Origin of the sequence: Leisingera daeponensis, assembly GCF_019801465.1 — a bacterium.
GTDB lineage: Bacteria > Pseudomonadota > Alphaproteobacteria > Rhodobacterales > Rhodobacteraceae > Leisingera > Leisingera daeponensis_A.
In genome coordinates this window covers 31,737-56,654 of record NZ_JAHVJA010000002.1, presented here as the reverse complement: position 1 = coordinate 56,654, position 24,918 = coordinate 31,737, and the positions used below count along the sequence as shown (strand labels likewise).

General features: G+C 62.9%; 28 protein-coding genes. 8 read left to right on the top strand and 20 right to left on the bottom strand.

Going from position 1 to position 24,918, the window contains the following annotated elements; all coding sequences use genetic code 11:
* Nucleotides 1–16: 16 nt before the first annotated feature.
* A complete protein-coding gene (locus KUV26_RS04975; RefSeq protein WP_222507561.1) occupies nucleotides 17–265 on the top strand; it encodes a hypothetical protein in 249 nt (82 codons plus the stop codon).
* 70 nt (nucleotides 266–335) lie between these two features.
* Here KUV26_RS04975 and KUV26_RS04970 read toward each other — a convergent pair whose 3' ends face one another.
* Entirely contained in the window at nucleotides 336–1,343 is a 1,008-nt protein-coding gene (locus KUV26_RS04970; RefSeq protein WP_222507560.1) for a DUF4105 domain-containing protein, read from the bottom strand.
* A 132-nt stretch (nucleotides 1,344–1,475) separates the two neighbouring features.
* On the opposite strand from KUV26_RS04970, the gene KUV26_RS04965 reads away from it, so the two are divergent.
* The 4 genes from KUV26_RS04965 to KUV26_RS04950 all read left to right on the top strand — a co-directional run bounded on the left by KUV26_RS04965 (nucleotide 1,476) and on the right by KUV26_RS04950 (nucleotide 4,522).
* Nucleotides 1,476–2,225, top strand: coding sequence for an alpha/beta hydrolase (locus KUV26_RS04965; RefSeq protein WP_222507559.1), 750 nt, complete (start codon nucleotides 1,476–1,478; stop codon nucleotides 2,223–2,225).
* Complete coding sequence (locus KUV26_RS04960) at nucleotides 2,225–3,214, top strand: alpha/beta hydrolase (RefSeq protein ID WP_222507558.1); 990 nt, start codon at nucleotides 2,225–2,227, stop codon at nucleotides 3,212–3,214. The genes KUV26_RS04965 and KUV26_RS04960 overlap by 1 nt, the downstream gene beginning before the upstream one ends.
* Complete coding sequence (locus tag KUV26_RS04955) at nucleotides 3,214–3,639, top strand: VOC family protein (protein ID WP_222507557.1); 426 nt, start codon at nucleotides 3,214–3,216, stop codon at nucleotides 3,637–3,639. The genes KUV26_RS04960 and KUV26_RS04955 overlap by 1 nt, the downstream gene beginning before the upstream one ends.
* 121 nt (nucleotides 3,640–3,760) lie before the next feature.
* Nucleotides 3,761–4,522 (top strand): alpha/beta fold hydrolase, encoded by a 762-nt coding sequence (locus tag KUV26_RS04950; RefSeq protein ID WP_222503198.1) that lies wholly within the window; start codon nucleotides 3,761–3,763, stop codon nucleotides 4,520–4,522.
* Here KUV26_RS04950 and KUV26_RS04945 read toward each other — a convergent pair.
* A complete protein-coding gene (locus KUV26_RS04945; protein ID WP_222507556.1) occupies nucleotides 4,513–5,085 on the bottom strand; it encodes a DUF6151 family protein in 573 nt (190 codons plus the stop codon). The genes KUV26_RS04950 and KUV26_RS04945 overlap by 10 nt on opposite strands.
* 4 nt (nucleotides 5,086–5,089) lie before the next feature.
* The gene (gene phaZ, locus KUV26_RS04940) at nucleotides 5,090–6,364 is read right to left on the bottom strand and encodes a polyhydroxyalkanoate depolymerase (protein WP_222502870.1); all 1,275 of its coding nucleotides are present in this window, start codon (nucleotides 6,362–6,364) and stop codon (nucleotides 5,090–5,092) included.
* Nucleotides 6,365–6,497: 133 nt separating this feature from the next.
* Between phaZ and KUV26_RS04935 the strand changes: the two genes are divergently transcribed.
* Together KUV26_RS04935 and KUV26_RS04930 are read left to right on the top strand one after the other, a co-directional pair.
* A complete protein-coding gene (locus KUV26_RS04935; protein ID WP_222502871.1) occupies nucleotides 6,498–8,300 on the top strand; it encodes a PHA/PHB synthase family protein in 1,803 nt (600 codons plus the stop codon).
* A gap of 133 nt (nucleotides 8,301–8,433) precedes the next feature.
* Complete coding sequence (locus tag KUV26_RS04930; RefSeq protein ID WP_222502872.1) at nucleotides 8,434–8,883, top strand: phasin, PhaP; 450 nt, start codon at nucleotides 8,434–8,436, stop codon at nucleotides 8,881–8,883.
* Nucleotides 8,884–8,977: 94 nt separating this feature from the next.
* Here KUV26_RS04930 and KUV26_RS04925 read toward each other — a convergent pair whose 3' ends face one another.
* Both KUV26_RS04925 and KUV26_RS04920 read right to left on the bottom strand, forming a co-directional pair.
* Nucleotides 8,978–10,726 carry an adenylate/guanylate cyclase domain-containing protein gene (locus KUV26_RS04925; RefSeq protein ID WP_222507555.1) on the bottom strand — a complete coding sequence of 583 codons (1,749 nt, stop codon included), beginning with the start codon at nucleotides 10,724–10,726 and terminating at the stop codon, nucleotides 8,978–8,980.
* Nucleotides 10,727–10,842: 116 nt separating this feature from the next.
* Nucleotides 10,843–11,277, bottom strand: coding sequence for an NAD-dependent epimerase/dehydratase family protein (locus KUV26_RS04920; protein ID WP_222507554.1), 435 nt, complete (start codon nucleotides 11,275–11,277; stop codon nucleotides 10,843–10,845).
* A 198-nt stretch (nucleotides 11,278–11,475) separates the two neighbouring features.
* Between KUV26_RS04920 and phaR the strand changes: the two genes are divergently transcribed.
* On the top strand, nucleotides 11,476–12,033 hold the full coding sequence (gene phaR / locus KUV26_RS04915; RefSeq protein ID WP_222502875.1) for a polyhydroxyalkanoate synthesis repressor PhaR: 558 nt from the start codon (nucleotides 11,476–11,478) through the stop codon (nucleotides 12,031–12,033).
* A 110-nt stretch (nucleotides 12,034–12,143) separates the two neighbouring features.
* On the opposite strand, the gene KUV26_RS04910 is transcribed toward phaR, so the two are convergent.
* The 15 genes from KUV26_RS04910 to KUV26_RS04840 form a co-directional block, all read right to left on the bottom strand.
* Nucleotides 12,144–12,326: a hypothetical protein gene (locus tag KUV26_RS04910; protein WP_226429081.1), complete on the bottom strand. Its 183-nt coding sequence runs from the start codon at nucleotides 12,324–12,326 to the stop codon at nucleotides 12,144–12,146.
* Between the two features lie 65 nt (nucleotides 12,327–12,391).
* A complete protein-coding gene (locus KUV26_RS04905; RefSeq protein WP_261398551.1) occupies nucleotides 12,392–12,913 on the bottom strand; it encodes a hypothetical protein in 522 nt (173 codons plus the stop codon).
* A 94-nt stretch (nucleotides 12,914–13,007) separates the two neighbouring features.
* Nucleotides 13,008–14,213 (bottom strand): DegT/DnrJ/EryC1/StrS family aminotransferase, encoded by a 1,206-nt coding sequence (locus tag KUV26_RS04900; RefSeq protein WP_222507553.1) that lies wholly within the window; start codon nucleotides 14,211–14,213, stop codon nucleotides 13,008–13,010.
* 148 nt (nucleotides 14,214–14,361) lie between these two features.
* Nucleotides 14,362–15,672 carry an NAD(P)/FAD-dependent oxidoreductase gene (locus tag KUV26_RS04895; RefSeq protein ID WP_222507552.1) on the bottom strand — a complete coding sequence of 437 codons (1,311 nt, stop codon included), beginning with the start codon at nucleotides 15,670–15,672 and terminating at the stop codon, nucleotides 14,362–14,364.
* Between the two features lie 106 nt (nucleotides 15,673–15,778).
* Entirely contained in the window at nucleotides 15,779–17,137 is a 1,359-nt protein-coding gene (locus tag KUV26_RS04890) for a glutamine synthetase family protein (protein ID WP_222502878.1), read from the bottom strand.
* Nucleotides 17,137–17,817 (bottom strand): type 1 glutamine amidotransferase, encoded by a 681-nt coding sequence (locus tag KUV26_RS04885; RefSeq protein ID WP_222507551.1) that lies wholly within the window; start codon nucleotides 17,815–17,817, stop codon nucleotides 17,137–17,139. Before KUV26_RS04885 ends, KUV26_RS04890 begins: the two co-directional genes overlap by 1 nt.
* 71 nt (nucleotides 17,818–17,888) lie before the next feature.
* Nucleotides 17,889–19,223, bottom strand: a complete 1,335-nt coding sequence (locus tag KUV26_RS04880; RefSeq protein WP_222507550.1) for a glutamine synthetase family protein — start codon at nucleotides 19,221–19,223, stop codon at nucleotides 17,889–17,891.
* Between the two features lie 193 nt (nucleotides 19,224–19,416).
* On the bottom strand, nucleotides 19,417–20,223 hold the full coding sequence (locus KUV26_RS04875; protein WP_222507549.1) for an ABC transporter permease: 807 nt from the start codon (nucleotides 20,221–20,223) through the stop codon (nucleotides 19,417–19,419).
* On the bottom strand, nucleotides 20,220–21,104 hold the full coding sequence (locus tag KUV26_RS04870; RefSeq protein WP_222507548.1) for an ABC transporter permease: 885 nt from the start codon (nucleotides 21,102–21,104) through the stop codon (nucleotides 20,220–20,222). The genes KUV26_RS04875 and KUV26_RS04870 overlap by 4 nt, the downstream gene beginning before the upstream one ends.
* A 111-nt stretch (nucleotides 21,105–21,215) precedes the next feature.
* Nucleotides 21,216–21,923, bottom strand: coding sequence for a transporter substrate-binding domain-containing protein (locus KUV26_RS04865; RefSeq protein WP_222502883.1), 708 nt, complete (start codon nucleotides 21,921–21,923; stop codon nucleotides 21,216–21,218).
* Between the two features lie 38 nt (nucleotides 21,924–21,961).
* Nucleotides 21,962–22,741: an ABC transporter ATP-binding protein gene (locus tag KUV26_RS04860; RefSeq protein ID WP_222502884.1), complete on the bottom strand. Its 780-nt coding sequence runs from the start codon at nucleotides 22,739–22,741 to the stop codon at nucleotides 21,962–21,964.
* Nucleotides 22,742–22,875: 134 nt separating this feature from the next.
* Nucleotides 22,876–23,649: a phosphate/phosphite/phosphonate ABC transporter substrate-binding protein gene (locus tag KUV26_RS04855; RefSeq protein WP_222507547.1), complete on the bottom strand. Its 774-nt coding sequence runs from the start codon at nucleotides 23,647–23,649 to the stop codon at nucleotides 22,876–22,878.
* Nucleotides 23,646–24,086: a TerB family tellurite resistance protein gene (locus KUV26_RS04850; RefSeq protein WP_222502886.1), complete on the bottom strand. Its 441-nt coding sequence runs from the start codon at nucleotides 24,084–24,086 to the stop codon at nucleotides 23,646–23,648. The genes KUV26_RS04855 and KUV26_RS04850 overlap by 4 nt, the downstream gene beginning before the upstream one ends.
* A complete protein-coding gene (locus tag KUV26_RS04845; RefSeq protein WP_222503200.1) occupies nucleotides 24,086–24,547 on the bottom strand; it encodes a TerB family tellurite resistance protein in 462 nt (153 codons plus the stop codon). Before KUV26_RS04845 ends, KUV26_RS04850 begins: the two co-directional genes overlap by 1 nt.
* 42 nt (nucleotides 24,548–24,589) lie before the next feature.
* On the bottom strand, nucleotides 24,590–24,898 hold the full coding sequence (locus KUV26_RS04840; protein WP_222507546.1) for a DUF1330 domain-containing protein: 309 nt from the start codon (nucleotides 24,896–24,898) through the stop codon (nucleotides 24,590–24,592).
* Nucleotides 24,899–24,918 lie beyond the last annotated feature (20 nt).

Below are 24,918 nucleotides of genomic sequence, written 5' to 3'. Positions count from 1 at the left end.
TACCAGGAGTGTTCCGATGACCCGCCCGAACCCGAGCTTTGACCTGACGGTTGAAGATGTGGATCTGATTGAAACCGCGCTGTCACAGTCACAGAAGATCCTGTCGCAGCGACACCTCTCATATGAGCATGGCGCGCATATCGAAGGCGGGGCGAACCAGGAGAAGGTGGTGCGCACCGGGGAGACCCTGAGCCGGATCCAGAACCTGCTGGGCCGGTTGCAGATGCAGAAGGGCGGCGGGACGCCTGCCGCCGGCCTGTCCTGATCCGACATCAGGTAAGCGATGGGCCTGTCCTTCGCGCTCCCCGGGGTGCTTTGACCCAGTACGAAGCCGATCAGTCTTGTGCAGGTGCCGGTACGCCTTCGCGGATCATCGCGGAGTAGTCGGGACCGACCCCATGCGCCTGTGCGATCGGGGTGATGCTGCCGAGCGCGCGCAATTCGCCAACGCTGCGGCTTTGGTCCAGCACGCCCTGTTCCCAGGCAAATTCCGGCAGGTAGCCGTTGGCCAGCACGCGCCAATCCAGCGGCACCTCTTCGGCGAAACTGCGGATCAGGGTCATCACTACTGTGGTGCAATTGGTGGTCAGTGAATTGTACCACTCGGGCCGGGCGGCCAGGCTGTTGGCGGTCTCCACATATTTCAGCAGCAGTTCCCGGCCGGTGTCGGGGCTGATGCCAATGCGGAACAACTGCACATCCTCGCCGCGGGCGTTGGTGCGGGTGCCGACCACGTCGCGCTCATCCGCGGCGACCAGGACCAGGGTGTTGGATTTGAACAAATCGGCAATGGGTGAGAAGCCTCCGCCCGCCTGGCGCCGCACTTCAACCGACCAGGCGATATGATCGCCGCTTTCAAAACCGAAGCTGACAATCATATGCGCCATCTGCGGGCCGGCCCAGTAGGACATGAACAGGTCGGTGGATTGCAGCTTGGTCAGGTCGTAACTGCGGGTTTCCCAGCTTTCGGTGAATTCTTCCGGGCTGTCCCAAGCAAAGTTGCGCACATCTGTGAGGGTGAGGATGTCGCCCTCGACCGTGCCGGTCACCTGGCGGGCCGCGTCGGGAGCCCAGTTGCGGTCTGCGGGCGGGGTGAGGGTCGACCACCACAGGAGCACCGCGGCCAGCGCCAGGGTGAAGGTGGTCAGCGCGCGCAGCGCCCGGCGGCGGAACAGCCCCGCGATGACGGCAAGGCCCAGCAAGGCAAAGCTGCCTGCCAGCGCGCCGCGTCCCAGCGCCTCAAACGGCAGCCGGTACCACAGTGCGAGCACAGCCCAGGCCGTGGCCAGCGCGACCGCGAGAATGGCGGCGCCTGTGAAAATGCCCTTGATGAGTCTGAACATGCCCCGGGTCCCTATAAAAGTTTTCGCGGACCATAAGGAAGCCTGCGGGGGAGTCGCAAGCAGGCTGTGCTGCGGCTTGCGGGGCGGGCGGAGCCATGCCACATCTGGGGAAAAGCACAGGAGAGCAAAGACATGCCAGCCGCATCTTACCTAGAGACCGCCCAGGGCCGCCGGATTGCCTATCACAAGAGCGAGGGGCGGGGGCCGTGCGTGGTGTTCCTGGGCGGGCTGAAGTCGGACATGGAGGGCACCAAGGCAGTGCATCTGGAGGCCTGGGCCAAGACCCGCGGCCAGGCGTTTCTGCGGTTTGACTATTCCGGCCACGGGGAAAGCTCCGGCACGTTTGAGGAAGGCTGCATCGGGGACTGGCATGAGGACACGCTGGAGGCGGTGGCGCAGCTGACCGAAGGAGAGATCGTGCCGGTAGGATCCTCCATGGGCGGCTGGCAGGCGCTTTTGCTGGCGCGGGAGATGCCGGAGAGGATCAAGGGGTTGGTGACCATCGCCGCGGCGCCGGATTTCACCGAGGACGGCTACTGGGCCAATTTCTCGGACGCGCAGAAGGCGGAGCTGGACGCCAGGGGATATGTGGAGCTGCCGAGCGATTACATGGAGCCCTACCATATCTCCAAGCGGATGATCGAGGACGGCCGCAAGCGGCTGGTGCTGCGCTCGCCGCTGTTTCTGCCGTTCAAGGTCCGCTGCCTGCAAGGGACGGCAGACACGGCTGTGTCCACCGAGACCGCGCTGAGGCTTTTGAACCATGCGACCTGCCCGGACATGCGGTTGAACCTGGTGAAGGACGCTGATCACCGGTTCTCGGATGAGGCCTGTCTGAAGATGATCGAAAACGCGGTGCTGGACGTTCTTGGCGGGGCCTGATGCGGCGGTTCGGGCGCTCTTTGGGGCGAGGGCTGCTGGGGCTTGCCCTCACGGCGGCAGGGCTCTGGGGCTTCGGCCCTTATGAGGAAGTGGACCTGGGCGCCAGTTTCGACGCGCGCAAGTTCGGCGAAGGCGTCGAGGTCTATTTCGAAAGCGTCGAGAGCCGGTTCAAGGACATTACCCCTGGGGTCGAGAAGCGGGTGGTCTGGGCCGGGCAGGCAGAAACGCGCACGCCTGTGTCCGTCCTTTACATCCACGGGTTTTCCGCGACTTCGGAAGAAATCCGCCCGGTGCCGGACCGTGTGGCGCAGGCCCTGGGCGCCAATCTGGTCTTTACCCGGCTGACCGGGCACGGACGGTCCGGTGCAGCGATGCTGGACGGCTCGCCCAAGGCCTGGATGCAGGACACCGCCGAGGCGCTGGCTGCAGCGGCCCTGGTGGGGGAGCGGGTTGTTGTGATTGCCAACTCCACGGGGGCAACCCTGGCCGCTGTTGCGGCGTTGGATGCGGAGCTGTCGAAGCCTATCGACGCAATGGTGCTGATGTCGCCGAATTTCGGGTTGAATACAGTTTTTGCGCCGCTGCTGACCTGGCCTGCTGCGCGCTACTGGCTGGCGCCGCTGGCCGGGCAGGAGATCGAGCTGCCGGTGCCCAGCGAGGAGTATGGGCGGTTCTGGACCACGCGTTACCCTTCAGCGGCCGTTATGCCGTTGGCTGCCCTCTTGAAAACGGTCCGGGGTATGGATTTTAGCCGCACAGATGTTCCTGTATTGTTCTGGTATTCGGATGGCGATAAGGTGGTGCGGCCGGACCTTACCGCCGGGATCGCCGCGCAATGGGGCGGCACGGTGGCGGTACACCTGGTGCCGCCGGGGCTGGCGGACGACGCGCACGGGCATGTTCTGGCCGGTGACGTGGTGTCGCCCAGCCAGACGCAGGCAACGGTCGATGGCATCTTGAATTGGTTGAAAACACAAGGGTTGGAGTGATGGAACAAAGGGTAAGCCTGATTACACTGGGTGTGCCGGACATGGAGAAGGCAGCCGCATTTTACGAGGCTTTGGGCTGGACGCGGGCCGAGAGCCCCGATGGGGTGATCGCCTTCGACCTGATTTCGCAGACGCTTGGCCTCTTTCCGCTGGCGGCGCTGGCGGAGGATATCGGCCTTCCCGAAGTCACTCTGGGAACCGGCGCCATGACACTGAGCCACAATACCCGCAGCAGGGAAGAGGTGGCGGAGCTGCTGTCCGCGGCCGAAGCCGCCGGGGCGGAGGTTCTGAAGCCTGCGCAGGATGCATTCTGGGGCGGCCATCACGGCTATTTCCGCAGTCCGGACGGGCATGTTTGGGAGATTGCCTTCAACCCGTTTTCGCCGCTGGCAGACAACGGCGCGTTCCGCTGGAACGGCTACTGAGCGTGGCGCGGCGGCGGCAGGGCTTCGGTAAAACGCCGCCGCGGAGAGGTTTTGCTTGATCGAGGCATATGCCGCCCTCAGTGTCGAGGGACGGGTGGGAGGCAAACCGCGAGGGCAGGACATGCCTTATGACCAGCAACCGTGCCGCGAACCCCTGGTTCTGCTGCCGGGCATGATGTGCGACGGCCGGATATTTTATGCTCAGGTCAGGACGTTTTCCGGCAGCATGCCGGTGATGGTGCTGCCGCTGGCTGGCGGCGACACGGTGGAGAAGATCGCCGCCCGGATGCTGAACCATCTGCCGCCGCGTTTTGCCTTGGCCGGGCTATCGATGGGCGGCATTCTGGCAATGGAACTGGTGCGGCGGGCACCGGAACGGATCAGCCGCTTATGCATCATGGGCGCCAGCCCGCTGGCTGAGACGCCGGACCAGGCCGCCGGGCGGGAGCCGCAGATCGTTGCGGCGCGTGCCGGGCGGCTGGAGGACGTTTTGCGCGAAACGCTGCCGATGGAAGCCCTTGCGCCGGGCCCCTTGCGGCTGGAGGTGCACAAGCTGTTCTGCCGGATGGGGATGGAACTGGGGCCGGAAATGTACGTCGCTCAGGCCCGCGCCCTGCAGCGGCGGCCGGATCAGCAGGCCGTGATGCGGAGGGTTCAGGTGCCGACACTGGTTCTGGGCGGCGAGCACGACACGCTGGTGCCTGCGTCCAAGCTGGACCTGCTTGCGCAGTTGATCCCGGGAGCGCAGCTGAAAATACTGCCTGAGACCGGGCATTTCCCGGTGCTGGAGCAGCCCGACGCGGTTAACCGCGCGCTGCTGCACTGGCTGGCGGAGCCTGCGGCGGCACCTGAAGCTCCGCCTGCGGTTTGCGCTCAGGGATAAAGCCTGGCGCGCTCAGTTTTGCTGATCAGCTGAGGTTCTGCCACCGGCTCGCCGGTCTCGGGCAGGAAAAACGGCGTATCTTTCCACCGCCCTGAGATCCGTGCAGTGATCATCCGGCTGAGGATGCTCCACGCCATGGAACCGCCGCCCTTGGTGCGCGGCTGTTTTCCAGGAGACGGGATGAAGGCCCTGGCGCGGATCTTGCCCAGGGCGGTTTTGTCCAGGAACACATCGGAGCGCATCCCGGCAAAGGGCAGGCCGGGTTTGGCCAGCGTATTGGCAATCGGCGTGCCGCAGCAGCATGCATACCAGCGCAAGGGGCCGCGGGGGCCGAGGCGGAGCGCCTTCAGGTGCTCCGAGCCTTGGGTAATGGATATTGCATCGGGCGACAGGTGAAACAGGTCGACCGGATCGGGGGCCGGGTCAGGCCGGCCGTGGTACAGCTCATTGGCGCGGCAGTCGGCGCAAAAGCACACCACTCGGGTGCCGGTCTTGATGCCTTGCGCGGCAACTTCGCCGCGCAAGGCCCCGCAATTGCAGGAGAACGCCAGCCCCTCCGCCAAGCAATCAGGCCGCCGTATTCTTGTTGGCCGGTTTCCGGCCCGGCTTGCTGCGGCTGTTGGCGTTCATGAAATCGATCACCAGAGGGCGGATATTGTCGCGCCAGCTTCGGCCCGCGAAAATGCCGTAATGACCGGCGCCAGGCTCGACATGGCTGGCTTTCTTCTCTTCAGGCAGGCCGGTGCAGAGGTCCAGCGCGGCAATGCACTGGCCAGGGGCCGAGATGTCGTCCTTGGCGCCTTCGACGGTTTTGACCGCCACATCGGTGATCTTGGAAAAATCAACCCTGTGGCCGTTCACGACGAACTCATTGCGGGCGATCTCGCGCTTCTTGAAGATGCGCTCCACCGTCGACAGGTAGAACTCGGCGGTCATGTCCATCACCGCCAGGTATTCGTCATAGAAGCGGTTGTGGGCGTCGTGGTCCGAGGCCTCCCCGCGGGAGACGCGCTGGATCTGGTCCATGAAGGCCTTGGAATGGCGCTCGCCGTTCATCGACATGAAGGAGGCGAGCTGCAGCAGCCCCGGGTAGACCTTGCGGCCGACGCCCTTGTACTTGAAGCCGACGCGCTGGATCATGGTTTCCTCCAGCTGGCCCATGGTCACGCGGCGGCCGAAATCGGTGACTTCGGTCGGGGTGGCATCCGGGTCCACCGGGCCGCCGATCAGGGTCAGCGACGACGGCTGTGCCTTGGGGTCCTGCTCGGCCAGATAGGCGGTTGCGGCCAGCGTCAGCGGAACCGGCTGGCAGACCGCGACCACATGAGTGTCGGGGCCCAGCTCGCGCATGAAGTCGACGAGGTAGAGCGTGTAATCCTCGACGTCGAATTTCCCAGCGGAAACAGGGATGTCGCGGGCGTTGTGCCAGTCCGTCACATAGACTTCACAGTTTCTGATCAGACTTTGCACGGTGGAGCGCAGGAGGGTCGCGTAATGGCCGGACATCGGGGCAACGAGCAGCACTTTGCGGGGCTGTTCCTCGCGGCCGCTGACCTTGAAATGGATAAGGTCGCCGAAGGGGCGCTCGACCACAGTGGCGATTTCGACCAGATGGTCCTTGCCATCCTCGCAGGTGAAGGAAGGGATGCCCCAGTCGGGTTTCACCACCATGCGCTGGTAAGTACGTTCCGTCACTTCGCCCCAGGCGGCCATCCAGCTGAGCGCAGGGTTTGGCAAGGCGGAAAAGACCGGGTAAGATGCCATGGAGAGGGCGGTGGCGCCCAACCATTGGTTGGTGTTGCGGACGGTCTCCATCAGGTCGTAGGTCATCATGTATCGCATGCGCGTCTCCTTCGGGCTTTGCCCCAGCGTCATCGGACCAGCAGATCCGGACTTTCGGACCAATCGCCGCTTTGCCCTGAAAAATGCAGAAGAGTATTCTGCATAGCAGAAAGCCTATGAGGGATTCTTTTATATGACAACTAGTGACGAATTATCCGCCGCGGCCAATCCTGAGAGCATTGAAAAGCTTAAGGAAAACATGAGCCGCGTCGAAGAGCTAAGCAAGCGTCTGGCCGATGTCATGTCCCGGAAGGTGCCCCATAACCCGGCTTTGGACGGCCCGAATCAAGAGCTTTATGCGCGTGCAGCAACGGCCTATTGGGCGGAAGCCATGCAGAACCCGGCCAAGATACTGGAGCAGCAGGTCGAATACTGGAGCAAGTCTGTGCTGAATTTTGCCGAAGCGCAGAAAGCCATGGCTGGAAAACAGGAAAGAACGGATGACGGCGGCCCCAAGGACCGCCGTTTTTCGAATCCGCTGTGGGAGAGCAGCCCCTACTTCAGCTTCGTGAAGCAGCAGTACATGACCAACGCCGACGCGATCCGCAAGGCCGTGCAGGAAACGGCTGATCTGGACCGGAAGGACAAGCAGCGGCTGACGTATTTTGCCGATCAAATCATTGAGATGATGGCGCCGACCAATTTCCTGCCGACCAATCCGGACGCGCTGGAGAAGGCGGTGGAGACCGAAGGCCAGTCGCTGATCGACGGCTTGGAGAACCTGGTCACCGATCTGGAGGCGAACAACGGCGAACTGGTGGTGCGGCTGGCGGATGAGAGCGCCTTTGAGCTGGGCGGCAATATCGCCACCACGCCGGGCGACGTCGTGTTCCGCAACCGGATGATGGAACTGATCCAGTACAAGCCGGCGACCGAAACCGTGCATGAAACCCCGATTGTTCTGTTCCCGCCCTGGATCAACAAGTTCTACATCCTCGACCTCAAGGCGCAGAACAGCCTGATCAAATGGGTGACCGAGCAGGGCTATACCCTGTTCGTCGTCTCCTGGGTCAACGCCGATGCCAGCCATGCCGACGTGGGGTTGGAGGATTACATACAGGAGGGCTTCCTGACCGCAATCGAGACCGCCAAGGAGATCTGCAAGACCGATCAGGTTAATGCAGTGGGTTATTGCATCGCTGGCACAACGCTTAGCCTGACGCTGTCGCTGCTGAAACAGCGCGGCGACAAATCGGTGAAGTCGGCGACTTTCTTCACCACGCTGACAGATTTCGGCGACCAGGGTGAGTTCACACCGTTCCTGCAGAATGATTTCGTCGACGGGATCGAGGCGCAGGTGGAGGAGGAGGGGCTGCTGCGCTCCTGGGTGATTGCGCGCACCATGTCGTTCCTGCGATCCAAGGACCTGATCTATGGCCCAGCGGTCAAAAGCTACATGATGGGCGAGACGCCGCCGGCCTTCGACCTGCTCTACTGGAACGGCGATGGCGCCAACCTGCCGGGCCGGATGGCGGTGCAGTATCTGCGGGGCCTGTGCCAGAACAACGAGTTTGTCGGCGACGGGTTCGAGCTGATGGGGCACAAGCTGCATATCAAGGATGTGGATGTGCCGCTGATGGCGATCACCTGCGAGACCGACCACATCGCGCGCTGGAAGGACTGTTATCGCGGGGTGCAGCAGATGGGGTCGCGCAGCAAGTGCTTCATCGTGTCGGAGTCCGGCCATATTGCCGGCATCGTCAACCCGCCCAGCAAAAAGAAGTACGGCCATTACACCAACGATGACCTTAAGGGCGATTGCGAAGCCTGGCTGGAAGGAGCGGAATTCCATGAAGGCTCCTGGTGGCCGCGCTGGAACGACTGGCTGAAGAAGCGCTCCGGCAAACAGGTTCCTGCCCGCGATGTCGGAGATTCGGGCTATCCCTCTTTGATGCCGGCTCCGGGTTCCTATGTGAAAGTGAAGGCAAGCCGTTGATTTTTCTGGCTGAGTGAATTTTTTCTGCACCGCAGCATCAAATCTCTTGAAATGCTGCGGTGCAGCACGCATATTCCTCTCATGCTGAACAGCGCAGGATGGTCCTGCCGCAGCTTTCTGAGGAATTAGAACTATGGCAAAGACCCAAGACTTCACCGCGATGATGAAAGACTTCATGGGCGCCTTCCCGGTCGACACCAAAGCGATGGAAGACGTTTTCAAGAACACCGCAGCCCTGAACGAGAAGCTGTCCGCCGTTGCGCTGGACGCTGCCGGCAAATCCGCCGAGATCTCGAACAAGTGGACCAAAGAAACCATCGCCAAGCTGGGCGACGTTTCCAAAGTCAAGGCTGAGCCGGCAGACTACGCCAAAGCCGCAACCGATTTCGCTTCCGCTTCCGCCGAAGTGGCTGCCGAAAACCTGGCTGCCTTTGCTGAAGTCGCCAAGAAAGTCCAGATGGACACCGTTGAGCTGCTGATGGCTGCCGGCAAGGACGCAACCGAAGAAGCAACCGCTGCCGTGAAAAAGGCCACCGAAGAGGTAACCTCCGCAGCGAAGAAAGCTTCGGCTGCCGCCAAGTAAGAACGACCACGAACCGGCCCTCGCTCTCCTCCCTGACGGAGCCGGTACGTGAAGAAGGGCAGGCCGCGAGGCCTGTCCTTTTGCGTTTCAGGGATCAGTCGGGCAGCCCGGCCCGCCTCAGGCCCTCGCAGTAGTGCTCCAGATCATCCTCCCTGGCAAAGGGCAGCGTCTCGCGGATGCGGCTGACTGAAAACCCGGGTTCCAGTTGCAGAATGCGCCCGCATTCCTGGGCTGCAGCCTTCTTGTCGCCCAGTTGGCCGTAGCAGGCTGCCAGATGGCGGCGCGGCGCCGGAAAGCCGGGAAACAGGCCGATGGCCTTGTTCACTTCGGTGATCCCCGGCAGGTATTCCCGGCACATGTACAGCGCCAGTGCATTGAACCAGTGAAAATAGGTCGGATGGAACGGGTTGCAGGCGCTGGCTTCCTGCAGCTCGGCAAGCGCCTTTTCCGGCTTCCCCTGATAGATGAATGACAGGCCCCGGAAGGCCATGGCGTCGGTGTCGTTCGGGTTCAGGGCAAGCGCGCGCTGGAAATGCTCCTCCGCCAGGGAAAACTCCTCCTTGAACAGATGCATGACGGCGAGACGGCGCTGCGCGACGCTGTCCAGCGGATCAATGCGGGCTGCGCGGCGCAGCAGCGGAAAGGCCATATCCAGGGTCGTCTCCGGGGACGAGCCCCATCCGCTCATCCATTCCACAAGATAGGTGAGCGCAAGTCCCGCAAAGGCAGAGGCGTTGCCGGGATCGCTGTCGCAGGCCTGGCGGTACAGCTCCCGGCACTGGTTCAGCGTCTCCCGCGTATCGAGGATGAGGGCTTTGGCTTGCAAGGCCAGCTCCTTGGACGTCAGCGGGCCGCCGCGGGCCAGAAGCTCCGCCGATTTGCGTTTCGCGGTGGCCTGAAGCTGCCCTGCCAGGACTTGTGTGATTTGCCGGGCCAGCGCATCCTGCTGGGAAAACCCGGCGCTGTCGTCCCAGTCATACTGTTCGCTGATCAGCGATATGCCGTTGCAGCCATCTGCCAGGGAAAGATTTACCCGCAGCTTGTCCGGCAATTGCCGCACGGTGCCTTCGACCAGGTAGCGGACACCCAGCTCCACCGCCGCCACGGATGTTTCGGACGCGCTGGCAGCAAAGCGGAGCGCGGTGGTGCGGGAGATGACGCGCAGGTCGCGGAAGCGGGAGAGGCCGATCGTGATATCCTCAGTCAGGGTTTCCGCCAGGCTGGCCGCCGCCGCTGACTCGGGGGATTTGCTGGCGAAGGGAAGGACTGCGACGGAGATCTCGTAGGCAGGGCCTTCAGATTCCAGGCGGGGCAGGAGGTTTTCGGCAATGCGGAAGATCCGCACCGGGTCCGAGATGTTGCGGATGACTTGCAGGCCTAGATCGTCAAAGGCCGCATTGATCCGGCCCCTGACCTGTTCCTGCACCGTGCCCGAGACGCAGATTTCGCCCGGCCCGGCCAGGCTTTCGAGACGGGCCGCGATGTTTACGCAATTGCCGAACAGATCGTCACCGGCAGAGATTACGCTTCCTGTGTGGATGCCCATGCGCAGCGCCAGGCGCGGTTGCGCCCGGAGGGCGTTCCGGTTCGCGGTTTTCTTGGAAATCAGCAGGGCGGCTTTCACCGCCTGCACGGCTGTGGGGAATTCCAGCAGAAAGCCGTCCCCCAGCGTTTTGACAAGCTGGCCCGCATACTGCTGCGCCGCAGGCACGATGATCTGGTCGGCCAGATTGCGGACCGCGGCTACAGCTTCGGCCTCTCCGGTCTCCACTATCGCGGAAAACCCGGCCACGTCGGCAATCAGAACGGCAGCTTGTCTCTGTCTGTCCCCTTGGTCAGCCATCTTTCCTGCCACCACAGACTCAAAGACTTGCCGCCCATTATATCACATTGAGAATCTATTGCTGAAATTTAGATGCAAAAAATTATTTATTTGGCTCAATGGGTTCCGTTCCGGCATTAGAACTGCGCGGTCCGGAAGCTGGAAAATTGCGGCTGCCAGCCGGTCAGGCTGCGCAGCTTTGCGGACCCCATCTGCTGGTCGAGAGCCGGGCCTTCCGCCCAAGCTCCGTACTTGAGCAGAACATGTTTCAGGCTGCGCACCACGTAGCCGCCATCATGGCCGTGGCGGCGTGCAATCTCACGGGTGATGTCCGCCACCGGCACGCCTGCTTCGGCGCTGGCATTGAAGTGGCCGGTGAGGCCGGGGGCCTCAAGCAGCAGCCGGTAGGCTCGCGCCAGATCCTCGCGCAAGGGGCGGGCGCCCATCGCCTCCAGTTTCCGGTCCGAAGCGTCTGAACGGCTGAGGCCGGTCACGTCATGGCCATGGCGGAGCAGTTCTTGGGTGACCGCAGTGCCGATCGTGCCGGTGCCGCCCAGGATCAGTATGTTCATTTCTATGGGGTCTCCCGCTGCAAATTTTGGTGCGGGCGTACTGATAAAAGCTCAAGCCTGGTTCAGGTCAAGCGCTTTCCGATGCAGATGCAGCAGGGCTGTACAGAACAATTGTTGCGGAAAACACGCCAAGGCTTCCCTTTTGTTCTGCGGTGGCATAGGCTTCGCTGCAATGCGTCATGACCGGGGAGGGATCACATGGCAGAACAGGACAAACCCTTGCTGATCAAACGGTATGCGAGCCGCAGGCTCTATAACACCGAGACCAGCGATTATGTCACGCTGGAAGATATCGCGGGGTTCATCCGGGAAGGGCGGGAAGTTCAGATCGTTGACCTGAAAACGGGCGATGACCTGACCCGCCAGTATCTGCTGCAGATCATCGCCGAGCACGAAAGCCGCGGCGAGAATGTGCTGCCGGTCAATGTGCTGAATGATCTGGTGCGCAGCTACATGGTGCCGGGCGGCGGGGTGATGCCCCAGTTCCTGCAGTCTTCGTTCGACATGCTGCGCGAGAGCCAGTCGAAGATGATGGAAAACATGAACGCGATGAACCCGATGTCCAAGATGCCGGGCTTCGAGGCGATGAAGGCGCAGCAGGAGGCTTTCCTGAAGGCGATGACCGGCGGCTTTGGCGCTGCTGGCTGGACCGGCGGCGCGCAGGAGGACGAAAAGTCCGAGGGCGGCGGCGAGGATCTGGACGACATCAAAAAACAGTTGGCTGCGCTGCAGGAAAAACTGTCGAAGATGAAGTGAAGCCCGGCGCCTGGCGCTGGCAGTGAAGCCCGCATACAAGCCCCCTGTCCGGTTCGGCGGGGGCTTTTTTTGATGCGCAACCGCATGCAGTTACCGCATGCAGTTAAAGATCAGGAGCCGGCCTCGACCTTCAGCACATTGTGCAGCCGGTGATAGGGCGCGTTCTTCACGATCTTGTCCAGGTCCTTTGCCTCCGGCGCCGGACGCGCGCGCATGAACAGATAGGCACTGGCGCCAAAAGACAGGGCGCAGGCGCCGATGATCGTGCTGACGATGACAGTCTCAAGTCCCATGGCTTCAAACATGCGTTTCTCCGGTTGCATTGGCAATATAAGGGAGGAAAGCTGAAAATTCCATATCACTTCCCGTCAGCGCCGAGTTTGCCGGCTTCCAGGACGTGGCGGGCCAGGGTGTCGGCGCTTTCGCGTTCCTGGGCGCGGTGGCGCATTTTGACCCGGCCGCCGATCCGGGAGGCGGTGGCGAAGACAAAACCTGAAAACGACAGGAGGGTGAGGCCGAAGGCCAGTCCGCCGGTCACCGTTCCGGCAATCGCCGCGCCAAAGCTTGCCAGGAGCGCGCCGGCCGCGAGCCGTTGGGCCCATTGGCCGATGACCTGATCCGCGTCGCTTGCCTGGGCCTCGGCCTCCGCTGCCTCAACGGCAAAAGCAGTCAGCAGGTCGGCCACCGCCAGGCCGCAGTCCGGGTCGTTGGAGGCGCGGATGGCGGCCAGCAGCGCCGCCCGTTCCGCCCGGTCCGTCACCACTGCGCCGATGATCTGGCCCAGGTCGTCCCCGGGGACGGCGTCCCCCATGCTCAGGGAGTTTGCCATGGCAACCAGCGCGGTGGCCGGGCGCCGCTTGAATTTCAATGGGCCTTTCATGCGCGGCACCGTGGATGGCACAAGCTTGGATTGCAATCATGAAAAAGCCCCGGCGCAGGGCCGGGGCTGTGTCTCTCTGAAGCGCCAGGTATTCTCAGGCCGCGGCCAGGCCCATGGTTTCCTCGGCCGCAGCCAGCAGGATGTCGGCAATCACGTCCAGCTCAGCCCGGGTCAGGCGCACCGGAAGCCGCACATCGCAGGCTTTCATCAGCATCGCGCGGGTTTGCGGAAGGTCGGGAATGTCGCGCAGGAACTGCCAGTTCCAGAAGGCGCGGGCGTTGTCAGTGGACAGTCCGAAGACCTGCACCTTGACGCCCTTGGCCTCTGCCGCGGCGGCAAAAGCACGGGTCTGCGCCTCATTGAGGTCCGCCAGGTTGAACTGGATCGAGTCCGGCGCCCGGCGTTCCGGAGCCAGTGGTGCTGGAACGTCAAAGTAGGGTGAGGCGTTCAGCCGTTCGCCCACATAGTCGTGATTGGCGAGCCCGTCTCGCACCCGGCGCGCCAGCTCCGGCAGCTGCGGGCGGATCACGGCGGCGGAGAGGTTGCTCATCCGCAGGTTATACAGCGGCAGCTGGTTCTGCCACTTGGCAAAGGCCTGCTCAAGGTCCGGAGTGTTTTCACCGTGCGGGCCCTTGTGCTTTTTCCAGTTGTGCTCATAGGCGCCGGACATGATCACGGCGCGGGCGATCAGGTCGGCGTCGTCGGTGATCAGGATGCCGCCTTCGCCGGCGTTGACCATCTTGTAGGACTGGAAGGAAAAGCAGCCCACCTTGCCGATAGTGCCGATGTTCCGGCCGTGCCAGGTGGTGCCCAGCGAATGCGCCGCGTCTTCGACCACCGGGATGCCGCGGGCGTCGCACAGCGCCATGATCGCGTCCATGTCGGAGGTATGGCCGCGCATATGGCTGATGATCACAGCCTGCACGCTGTCCAGCTTGGCCGCGAAATCGTCCATGTCGATGCGGTAATTCTCGCCCACCTCGCACAGCACCGGCACGCAGTCTGCATGCACCACCGAGGAGGGCACCGCGGCAAAGGTGAAGGCGGGGATCAGAACCCGGGCGTCGCGGGGCAGGCCAAGCGCCTTCAGCGACAAAAACAGCGCCGCCGAGCAGGACGAGACCGCCAGCGCGTATTTGCTGCCCAGGAGCGCCGCGTATTCCTGTTCCAGCAGCGTCACTGGCGCATCTTCCGGCGCGGTGTAGCGGAACAGGTCGCCCGATTGCATCAGGGCGTCGATGGCATCGCGGGCAGCTGCGGGGATGGGTTCAGCGTCATGAACGTTGGGCGGCAGGGCCATATTTCAAAATCCTGAATAGTTTCTTTGAGAAATTTAAAACTAACTTTCCGGGATGCCAAGCCCGGACGCGGCGGAATTTGCCGCGCCCGGCGAAATTTCACAGAACTGTTGCGGAGTTGCGCGGAAACCAGCCGGCCTCGCGGGGGCGTCAGACCCCCAGCCGGTCGCGCATGGCAAACCAGGTCATGGCCAGCACCAGCAGCGGCGAGCGCATCCGCGGCCCGCCGGGAAAACGCGGGGCGGGGACGCGGGCCAGGGTTTCGAACCCCTCGGCCTGCCCCTGAATGGCCTGCGCCATCAGCTGGCCCGCATGAGTGGCGGTGCCGACGCCGTGGCCGGAGTAGCCGGAGGCGGTCAGCACATTGGGCGACAGCCGCGCCAGATACGGCATCCGCTTCATGGTGATGCCCAGGGTGCCGCCCCAGGCGTAATCGATCTTCACGTCTTTCAAGTGCGGGAAGATCTCCGTCATCGGCTTGCGCACGGTCGCGGAGATATCGGCCGGGAAGCGGTAGCCATAGCTCTCGCCGCCGCCGAACAGCAGCCGTTTGTCATGGCTGAGACGGAAGTAGTTCACCACGAATTTGGTGTCCGCAACAGCAACGTCGCGGGTCAGCACCCGGGCGGCGTCCTCACCCAGCGGTTCGGTGGCCACCACGAAGTTGTTGATCGGCATCACCCGCGCTGCGACCTGACCGTTCAGCCCGCCGAGATAGCCGTTGCAGGCCAGGATCAGGTGATCCGCGGTAACGGTGCCGCCCGCGGTGCGGATGCGCAGCTTGGCGCCTTCCTGGATGTCCAGCACCTCGCTGCCTTCATGGATCCTGGCACCGGCCGCGGCAGCCGCACGGGCCAGGCCCAGAACATAGGCCAGCGGATGCAGATGGCCCGCCCCCATGTCCAGGGAACCGCCCACATAGGCCGGGGAGGGGCAGAGGGCCTGCATCGCGTCGCGGTCCAGCAATTCGATCTGGTCGTAGCCGTACCGGTTTTGCAGATGCTCCGCATAGGCGTGCTCATGCGCCGTTTCGCCCTTGGAGAAACAGGCGTGGGCGACGCCAGGCTTCAGGTGGCAGTCGATCTCGTGGCGGGCAACCAAATGCTTCACCAGGTTCTTGGCACCTTCTGCGAGCTCCCAGAGCTTGCGGGCATCATCCCGGCCGACCAGCTTTTCCAGGCCGTCCTGCTCCATCCGCTGGCCGCTGCCCAGCTGGCCGCCGTTGCGGCCCGAGGCGCCGAACCCCACCCGCTGCGCTTCCAGCAGCACGACGGACAGGCCGGCTTCCGCCAGATGCAGGGCGGCTGACAGGCCGGTGTAGCCGCCGCCAACGATGCAGACATCTGCCTTTGCATCGCTGTCCAGTGCCGGGAACCGCTCCAGCGGCGCGGCGGTCGCGGCATACCAGCTGTCCGGGTATTCGCCCTTGCGGTCATTGGAATAGAGCAGGTTCATGCCCATCACGCACCTCTTCTGACTGCAGGCACCCGCTTGGGCAGCCTGCACTACATCTTTCCGTAAATACCTAATTGCACTGGCGCTGCACCGGGGCGCAGCGCCGGACGCCTTACACGTTCATCAGCAGGTGCTCGCGCTCCCAGGGGGAGATCACCTGCAGGAACTCCTCGTACTCCGCCCGCTTGACGACGGAATAGACACGGGCGAAGTCCGGCCCAAGCACTTCGTGCAGTTCCTTGGCCTCGTCGAACAGGTCCAGCGCCTGGCCCATTACTTGCGGGATATCGCCGTCGCCTTCATAGGCGTCGCCCTTGAATTGCTTGCGCGGACGTTCTTCGTTGATCAGGCCAAGATAGCCGCAGGCCAGCGACAGGGCGATGCCCAGATAGGGGTTGCAGTCCATGCCCGCGATGCGGTTTTCCACCCGCCGGGCCTCGGGCCCGGACAGCGGAACGCGGATACCGGTGGTGCGGTTGTCGCGCGCCCATTCCAGATTGATCGGCGCGGCATGGTCCTTCACGTAGCGGCGGTAGGAGTTCACGTAGGGCGCCATCACCGCTAGGCCCGCAGGCAGGTGGTTCTGCAAACCGGCAATGAAGTTGTAGAACGCATCCGTCTCGCCGCCCTGCGGGCCGGAGAAGATGTTATGGCCGGTTTCGATGTCGAGGATCGAATGGTGTATGTGCATGGCCGAACCCGGCTCATCCTCGATCGGCTTGGCCATGAAGGTGGCAAAGCAGTCATGCCGCAGAGCTGCCTCGCGGATCAGGCGCTTGAAGTAGAACACCTCGTCCGCCAGCTTGACAGGGTCGCCGTGGCGCAGGTTGATCTCCAGCTGGCCGGCGCCGCCTTCCTGGGTGATGCCGTCGATCTCAAAGCCCTGATGCTCGGCAAAATCGTAAATGTCGTCGATCACCGGGCCGAATTCGTCCACGGCGGTCATGGAATAGGCCTGGCGTGCGGCGGCCGGGCGGCCGGAGCGGCCCATCATCGGCTCGATTTCCTTGGCCGGGTCGATGTTGCGGGCAACCAGGAAGAACTCCATTTCCGGCGCCACGACCGGCTTCCAGCCCTTGTCGCGGTACAGCTGCACCACCCGCTTCAGGACGTTGCGCGGGCTGTAGGGGATCGGCTTTTCGTGCCTGTCATAGGCATCGTGGATCACCTGCAGGGTCCAGTCGCCGGTCCAGGGCGCGGCGGTTGCTGTGGACATGTCAGGCCGCAGGATCATGTCCTTTTCGATCCAGCCGTCTTCGTCCGCCGCATCAGCCCAGTCGCCGGTGATGGTCTGGTAGAAGATGCTGTCAGGCAGATGAAAATAGTCGGTTTTTGCGAATTTCGATGCCGGTACCGCCTTGCCGCGGGCGATACCGGGAAGGTCCGAGATAACGCATTCAACTTCGTCGAGACGACGGCCCTCCAGATAGGTTTTTGCTGCTTCGGGAAGGGCGTCGAGCCAGGCTGACATTAGGTCCTCTCTTTCCTGTAAAACTCTGCGAGGAAGGTTGCGATTTCTTGGTTGTCCACGGGGGCGTCCAGCTCAGCGGCTGCACGGTCCAGCAGGTCGTCCGGCACCACGCCGCGGCCGCGTTTTTCAATCAGGCCGCCGACAAAGGCATTGGGGAATTCGGGGTGGGGCTGCCAGGAGATGATGTGATCGCCATAGGCGAGGATGCCGTTGCGGCAGAAATCGTTGCCGCCGAGCACCCGCGCCTCTTCGGGCAGTTTCACCACCTGATCCTGGTGCCAGGCGTTCAATGTCAGATCCTTGCCGTCCACCTGATAGGTGACGGGCCCCACGGCCCAGCCCCCCTCATATTTCTCGACCTTGCCGCCAAGCGCCTGGGCGATGATCTGGTGGCCGAAACAGATGCCGGCCAGCGGCTGCTTGCGCGCGTGAATGGCGCGGATCAGGTCTTCCAGCGGCGGAATCCAGGCGTGTCCCTCATAGGCGCCATGCTTGGAGCCGGTGATCAGCCAGGCGTCTGCCGCTTCAGGGCCTTCGGGAAGGATGCCGTCCACCACGGCCCAAGTCTGAAATTCGAACCCGTTGCCGTCCAGCATATCGCGGAACATGGCGTCGTAATCGCCAAAGGAGCCGAACAGGTCTTCGGGGGAATGGCCGGTTTGCAGGATGCCGATTTTCATGAGTCACCAGATAGATAGAGTTCGCTGCGCGGAAGGTAGCCCGCCGCTGGGACGGCGGGCAAGGGCCGGTGTCAGACCGTGTCCAGATAGATCTCCACCCGCTCTTCCGGGGTGAGTTCTTCCATGTAGCGCAGCTCCTGCCGCTTGGTCAGGACCATGTTGCGGATCATTTCCGCCGAGAAGAAATGCGGAACCACCTCGGATCCCTCAAAGGCGTCGATGGCATCCTTCCAGGTGTTGGGAACCTGCGGCAGGTCCAGCGCGTAGGCGTTGCCGGTGATTGGCGCCGGGGGCTCGATCTTGTTCTCAATGCCGTACAGCGCGGACCCCAGGATTGCGGTCAGCATCAGGTAGGGGTTCACGTCGCCGCCCGCAACGCGGTGTTCGATCCGGCGCGCCTTGTGGCTGCCGGAGGGCACGCGGATGGCGGCAGTGCGGTTTTCATAAGCCCAGCAGACGCCAGTGGGGGCGTGGGCGCCCGGCACCATCCGGTCATAGCTGTTACCGTGCGGGGCAAAGACCAGCGTTGAATCGTTCATTGCGCTGAGGCAGCCGCCGACGGCGTGGCGCATCGCGTCGGTACCCTTGGGGCCGCCATCGTCAAAGATGTTGTTACCGTCCTGATCCAGCACCGAGAAATGGGTGTGCAGACCGGAGCCGGCATAATCCTCGTATGGCTTTGCCATGAAGCTGGCGGCAAAACCGTGATGGCGGGCCAGGCCCTTGACGAGCATCTTGAACAGCCAGGCGTCGTCGGCAGCGCGCAGCGCGTCCGGGCCGTGCATCAGGTTGATTTCGAACTGGCCCAGGCCTGCCTCGGAGATGGCGGTGTCGGCGGGGATGTCCATCTCCTCGCAGGCGTCATAAAGATCCGTGAAGAAGGTGTCGAACTGGTCGAGCGCCCGGATCGACATGGTCTCGGCCGCCTTGCGGCGTTTCCCGGAACGGGGCGAGGTCGGCACCTGCAGGTTCTTGCCGCTGTCGTCGATCAGGAAAAACTCCAGTTCCACCGCCACAACCGGGGTCAGCCCCAGCGCTTTGTAGCGGTCCACCACCGCCCGCAGCGCATGCCGCGGATCGCCCTCGTAGGCGCGGCCGTCTTCGCGGTACATCCAGATCGGAAGCAGGGCAGAAGGCGCGTCCAGCCAAGGCATCGGTACAAAGCCGCGCTCGGTCGGCTTCAGCACGCCATCGGCGTCGCCGCTTTCAAACACCAGCGGGCTGTCGTCGATGTCCTCGCCCCAGATGTCCAGGTTCAGGACCGACAGCGGGAACCTTGTGCCATCCTCAACCGCCTTGTCGGCGAAACGCGCCGGGACACGCTTGCCCCGGGCCTGACCGTTGATGTCTGCCGCTGCCACGCGGATTGTGCGTACATGCGGGTTTTTCCTGAGCCAGTTCTTCATCCAATCACCTGACGGTTTCGGGGCGCCGGCGGCCCGCGCACACGTCCCGCAAAGGGTTGCGCATCAGGCCAGGGTAGGGCAAGCCCCCTGTTCCACTATTTGATCATAAATTCTCGGTGCCGCCGATTTATCAGGAACAGCATTGAGATTGCGTTTCCAGGAGGCCGTTTTGAATTTGATCAAATATTGGATACTACCGGATCAGATTAGGACGCAAGCGAAATCTTTGCCGCCGTTCCTGCGGCAGGTGCCGGTTCAGCCGTCGGTTCACTGCGCCGAACAGGGAAATGATCACCAGTGTCAGCAGGATGAAGTAGAAGGCCAGGATCGGGTAGGGGATGAAGGGATTGAAGGTCTTGTCCGCAAAATAACTGGCATAGTAGAGCGCGTCGCCCTGCTGCCGCCAGGCCGGGAAGCCTGAAAAGAACACCAGCGTGGTGGCGTGGAACAGGAAGATCGCCTCGTTGGTATAGGCAGGCCAGGCCAGCCGCAGCATGGTTGGGAAGGTGATGCGGCGGAACCGGTTCCATCCGGTCATGCCGTAGGCGTCGGCGGCCTCGATGTCACCCTTGGGAATCGACAGCAGCGCGCCGTAGAAGATCTCGCCCGAGTAGGCCGCGGTGTTGCAGAACAGCACAATCAGCGCCCCCAGCCAGGCAGAGGTGAATGGATCGAAGAAGCCGGACACGCCCTTCAGGCTGAGGAAGCAGGCGTAGGCGAAGAAGAACTGGATGAACAGCGGGCTGCCGCGGAACACAAAGATGAACCACTCCGCGGGCTTGCGGAACATAGGGTTCGGGCTGGATTTCCCTACTGCCAGCGCCACCGCGAGGAAGAAGCCGGTCATCAGCGCCAGTGCGCCGAAGTAGACGTTCCAGATCAGACCCGATCCGATCAGGGTGAAATGCTCGCACAGGGTATATTCGCCGCGCGGCAGCAGCCGTTCGCCAAAGCCGAGGGAGCGGAAGGCATAGGCCTGGATGGTTTCAACGCAACTCATGCCGCTGCCTTTCTTTGTGCTTCGCCCGCTGCGGTGGCCTGGCCCTTGGTCAGGCGGGTCATGACACGGTCCAGTACAACCTCAGATACTTTGGTGAAGCAGAGGTAGAACACCAGCAGCGCGAAGAAGTATTCAACATGCCAGTTCGGGTGCGGGTAGTCGGTGAAGCGCGCAGTCTTGGTGCCGCCGAGTTCCTTGGCCCAATAGACGATGTCTTCAACCCCCAAAAGGAACAGCAGCGGCGTGGATTTGATCAGCACCATCCACAGGTTCGACAGGCCGGGCAGGGCATAGACCCACATCTGCGGCACCAGGATGCGCCAGAACGCCTGGCGGTGCGTCATGCCATAGGCCTCAGCCGTTTCAATCTGAGCACGCGGCACGGCGCGCATCGCCCCGTACAGGACGTTGGCCGCAAAGGCGCCGAACACGATGGAGAAGGTCAGCACCGCCAGGAAGAAGCCGTAGGTTTCATGCACCCACTGCGGCGAGGTCGAGAGCGGCAGCTTGGCCGCGTCGCAGACCACAAAGTCGATGCCCTGGCGGATCGGCTGGTCCCAGTCGGGGCATTTCACCTTGTGGCGCATCCACTCAAACGCCTGGTCAAGCGCGATGACGAAGAAGAGGAAAAAGGCGATATCGGGAACGCCGCGCACGATGCTGGTGTAGCCTTTGCCGAACCAGCGCAGCGGCAGGAATTTAGAGCGAGCGGCACTGGCAGCGCCAAAGCCGAACACCAGGGCTGTCGGCGCGGTGATGGCCAGCAGGGTCAAGACCACGAAGACCGAGATGTAGAGGTTCACATGCTTGCCGGTGGTCAGGTAGCAGCTGAGCCAGCTCAGCCCCTCAAGCGTTGATGGGTCCGTGCAGTAGGAAAACATGTTTGAGCCTGTCTTTCTCCGGTCGTGCCCGGCGCGGTGCGCGCTGGAAGAGAATGAATGAGGCCCGCGCGCCGCGGCGGCGGGCCTGCAAGATCCTGAACCAGGATCAGGTTACCACTGGGAGGAAACTTCCCACTTGGCGATCAGTTCATTCAGCGAACCGTCGTCTTTCATCGACTGGATGGCTGCGTCGAACTTGCCGCGCAGTTCAGCGTCCGATTCACGGAAGCCCATGCCGACGCCGCCGCCCAGCGACTCGGATTTCTCCAGCATCACCAGGCCGTCGCCAACCACGGTGTCGAGGAAGCTCTTGTCGGCCAGAACCGCGTCAGCTTCGCCGTTGCGCACGGCCGCGACGGTTTCTTCTGGGGTCGCAAACTCGACCAGGGTCCAGCCCTGCTCGGCCACGAAGGCCGCCTGGATGGTGGTGGCCTGGGCCGCGATCACGCCGTTCTCCAGGTCCACGTCAGCCGACTGTGCCACATAAGCGGACGGGTCCGGCGGCGTGTAGGGCTGGGTGAAGTCGATGACTTCGTCACGCTCGTCGGTGATCGACATGCCGGCGATGATGGTGTCGTAGTTGCCGGACACCAGGTTCGGAATGATCGAATCCCAGTCGTTCTTGACCCACTCGCAGGTCAGTTCGGCGCGCTTGCACAGCTCATCGCCCAGTTCGCGCTCGAAGCCGTCGATTTCGCCGGCGTCGTTGACGAAGTTCCACGGCGCATAGGCGCCCTCGGTGCCCAGGCGAACGGTCTCCGCCAGGCCCATGCCCGCGGTCAGCGCCAGGGCGGCGGTGCCAAGGATCAGTGATTTCATCAGGTTACTCCCATTTTGGTTGGTTATTAATTTCATTATTATTGCTCGTGGCGGGTCGATGACAAGAACGCGCGCAGCCGTTCGGAGCGGGTGCCGCCAAAGACTTCGTCAGGAGAGCCTTCTTCCTCGATCAGGCCCTGGTGCAGGAACACCACGTGGCTGGACACGTCCGCCGCCATTTTCATGTCGTGGGTCACGATCAGCATGGTGCGGCCTTCGGCGGCCAGGTCCTTGATCACCTTGACCACTTCCTGCTCCAGTTCGGGGTCCAGCGCCGAGGTGGGCTCGTCGAACAGCAGCGCCTCGGGCTCCATGCAGAGGCCGCGGGCGATTGCCGCGCGCTGCTGCTGGCCGCCCGACAGCTGCGCCGGGTAGACGTCGCATTTGTCGCCGATGCCGACCTTGGCCAGATAGTGGCGGGCCTTTTCCTCGACCTCGGCCTTGTCGCGGCCGAGCACCGTGACCGGGGCCTCCATCACGTTCTGCAGGATGGTCATATGGGCCCACAGGTTGAACTGCTGGAACACCATCGATAGGTTGGTGCGGATGCGCAGCACCTGCTTGGCGTCGGCAGGGCGGCGCGCCAGCCCCTGGCCGGTCCAGGTGATCGGCTCGCCCTTGAACAGGATTTCGCCCTGCTGGCTGTCCTCCAGCAGATTGCAGCAGCGCAGCAACGTTGACTTGCCCGACCCCGAGGACCCGATCAGCGACACCACATCGCCCTTCCTGGCGGTGATGTCGACGCCTTTGATCACTTCCAGCTCGCCATAGGATTTATGCAGGCCGCGGATTTGCAGAACGGGCGTTGTATCGGTCAAGGTGTCTTTGTCCCTGTGAGTGGAAATTCGTTCTTATTGGACCGAAAAAAAGACCGAATGCAACGTTCAAACCGCACAAGCTGGCGCTTCAGGTGTCAAATCGGCGGGTTCGGAGGCCCATTCCGGAAGAGGTGTTACGTCAGCTCTGCGGCGCGGATGCGTTGTTCAGTCAGTACCGGTCCGGGCGGGGTTGGCACCGCCAGGTAGTCGCCGGGGGTGAGCCGCACCAGACCTTTCAGGTGCAGCTGCGCCCTTGTGTCCCCGTCCACGCCGCCGATGGCTGCTTCAATTGCGCTGAACAGTTCATCCGCGTCCCTGCCGAGGGCTGAGATATAGGGCAGGGCCGGCGTGGGTTCGGTGCGTTCGATCTCGCAGAGGCCGGCTGCAAATCCGTCGTGTTCCCGGATCATTTCCCAGGACAGTGCATCGAGCGAGGCAAAATCGGCGCGGCCTTCCGCGACTGCCTGCGCGGACAGCCGGTGGCCGCCGGTTTCCAGCAGTGTGCCGGGCAGGATGGAGCGCTCATGCAGATGAACCATCGGCGCTGCCCAACCCGACTGCGACAGCGGTTCGTTGTAGGCAAAGCGACGTCCGGAAAAGGCTGAGAGGGGCTGGCCCGCATCTTCCCTGCGGGCAACTAAGACGCTGTTGTAATAGCCGGGCTGGCAGCCGGGCAGGCCGTAATCTGGGGTGCCTACCAGCTCCACTTCGCCATAGAGCCGGGTGCGGTAGGGGCAGCCGCAGGTTTGCGACAGCAAGAGGTCCGGGGATTTCCACACTTCCCAGAAATCGGCGCCTCTGGTCAGCTGTTCGGGCCCGCCGGTCAGATGCTTCCGGATCTCAGCCCAGAACCTGTCGTTGGCCGCCGCGGTTTCCGGGCGGTCGTACATTCCAAGATGTGCAATCATTTTGCGGCCTCTGCCCGTTTGCGCGCCATGGCGCTGTCCACGTCCGAAACGCCCAGCAGGCTGGCGGACAGCCGCAGCAGCGCATCCTCGTTGGCGTCCCGGTGCCCGTCCGCCAGAGCGACCTGCCACAATGCCTCGATCACACCGGCGCGGTCCTCATAGGCGACGGCATCCTTGATTGCACGGGTGAAGCGCACGGTATCGGGAGCCTCGGCTTCCATCGCCTCGGCCTGTTCGCGCAGGATCAGCGCGCTGCCGGTATCCAGCCGGTAGCGGGCGGCCAGGATGCGGTCGATGCGGTCCTTTTCCACCTCGGAATAATTGTGGTCAGAGCGGGCGATCCGCACCAGAAGCGCCGTCAGCGCCAGCCGGGCGCCTTCATCGTCCAGCTGTGCGGGCGCCGGTTCCAGCAACCGGTTCAGAAGTTCCTTGAACATCAGCTGCCCTCCGCTGTGCCGCCGAATTTTTCTGCCGCGCGGGCGCGGGCCTTTTCGCTGTCGGAGTAGGACAGCCCCATGGCCTTGCGTGCATCCTCGACGATGGTGACCTCGCCCTCATGGGCGCTGCCGTCTGCCAGCACCACCTCCCACAGCGCATCGAGCGCGGCCAGGCGTTCCTCCAGTCCGGTGGTCTCGCGGATCAGGCGGCCGAAGGTGTCGGTCTCCGGCGCCGCCGCATGCAGCTTCTCGCAGGTGGCGCGCACCTTGGCGGCTTCGATCGCATTGTGCTGGTAGAGCCGGGCCAGGATCCGGTCGATCAGGCTGATCTCCTCCAGCTGATATTCCCGGTCCGACTGCGCGACACGGACCAGAAGCGCCCCCAGCGCCAGTTCGGCATCCGGATCCGGCAGAGCGGGCGGCTCGGACGGGCGGAAGGCTTGGAAAAACTTCTTGAGCAAGGGCATCGGCAGACCTCAGGCAGAGCAGCAGGGCAGGCGGGGTCAGCCGCCATAGCCCTCAATGATTTGCATATCACCCGCCGAGACCGGATCGCGAAGCGCCTTGGCGTCCTGATAGGCCATTGAATCATAGCAGGCTTTTGCGGTTTCGAAATCCTTGAATTCGATCACCACTGTGCGGGCACGGAACTGGCCTTCACGCACTTCGCGGCCGCCGCCGCGGATCAGGAATTTAGCCCCGTATTCGGCAAAGACAGGCCCGTTTGCGTTGATATAATCCTTGTAGCGCTCCATGTCGTGCACATCCACATGGGCCACCCAGTATCCCTTGGGTCTGGAGCCATCGGGCATGGGCTGCAGCCTCCTGTCTT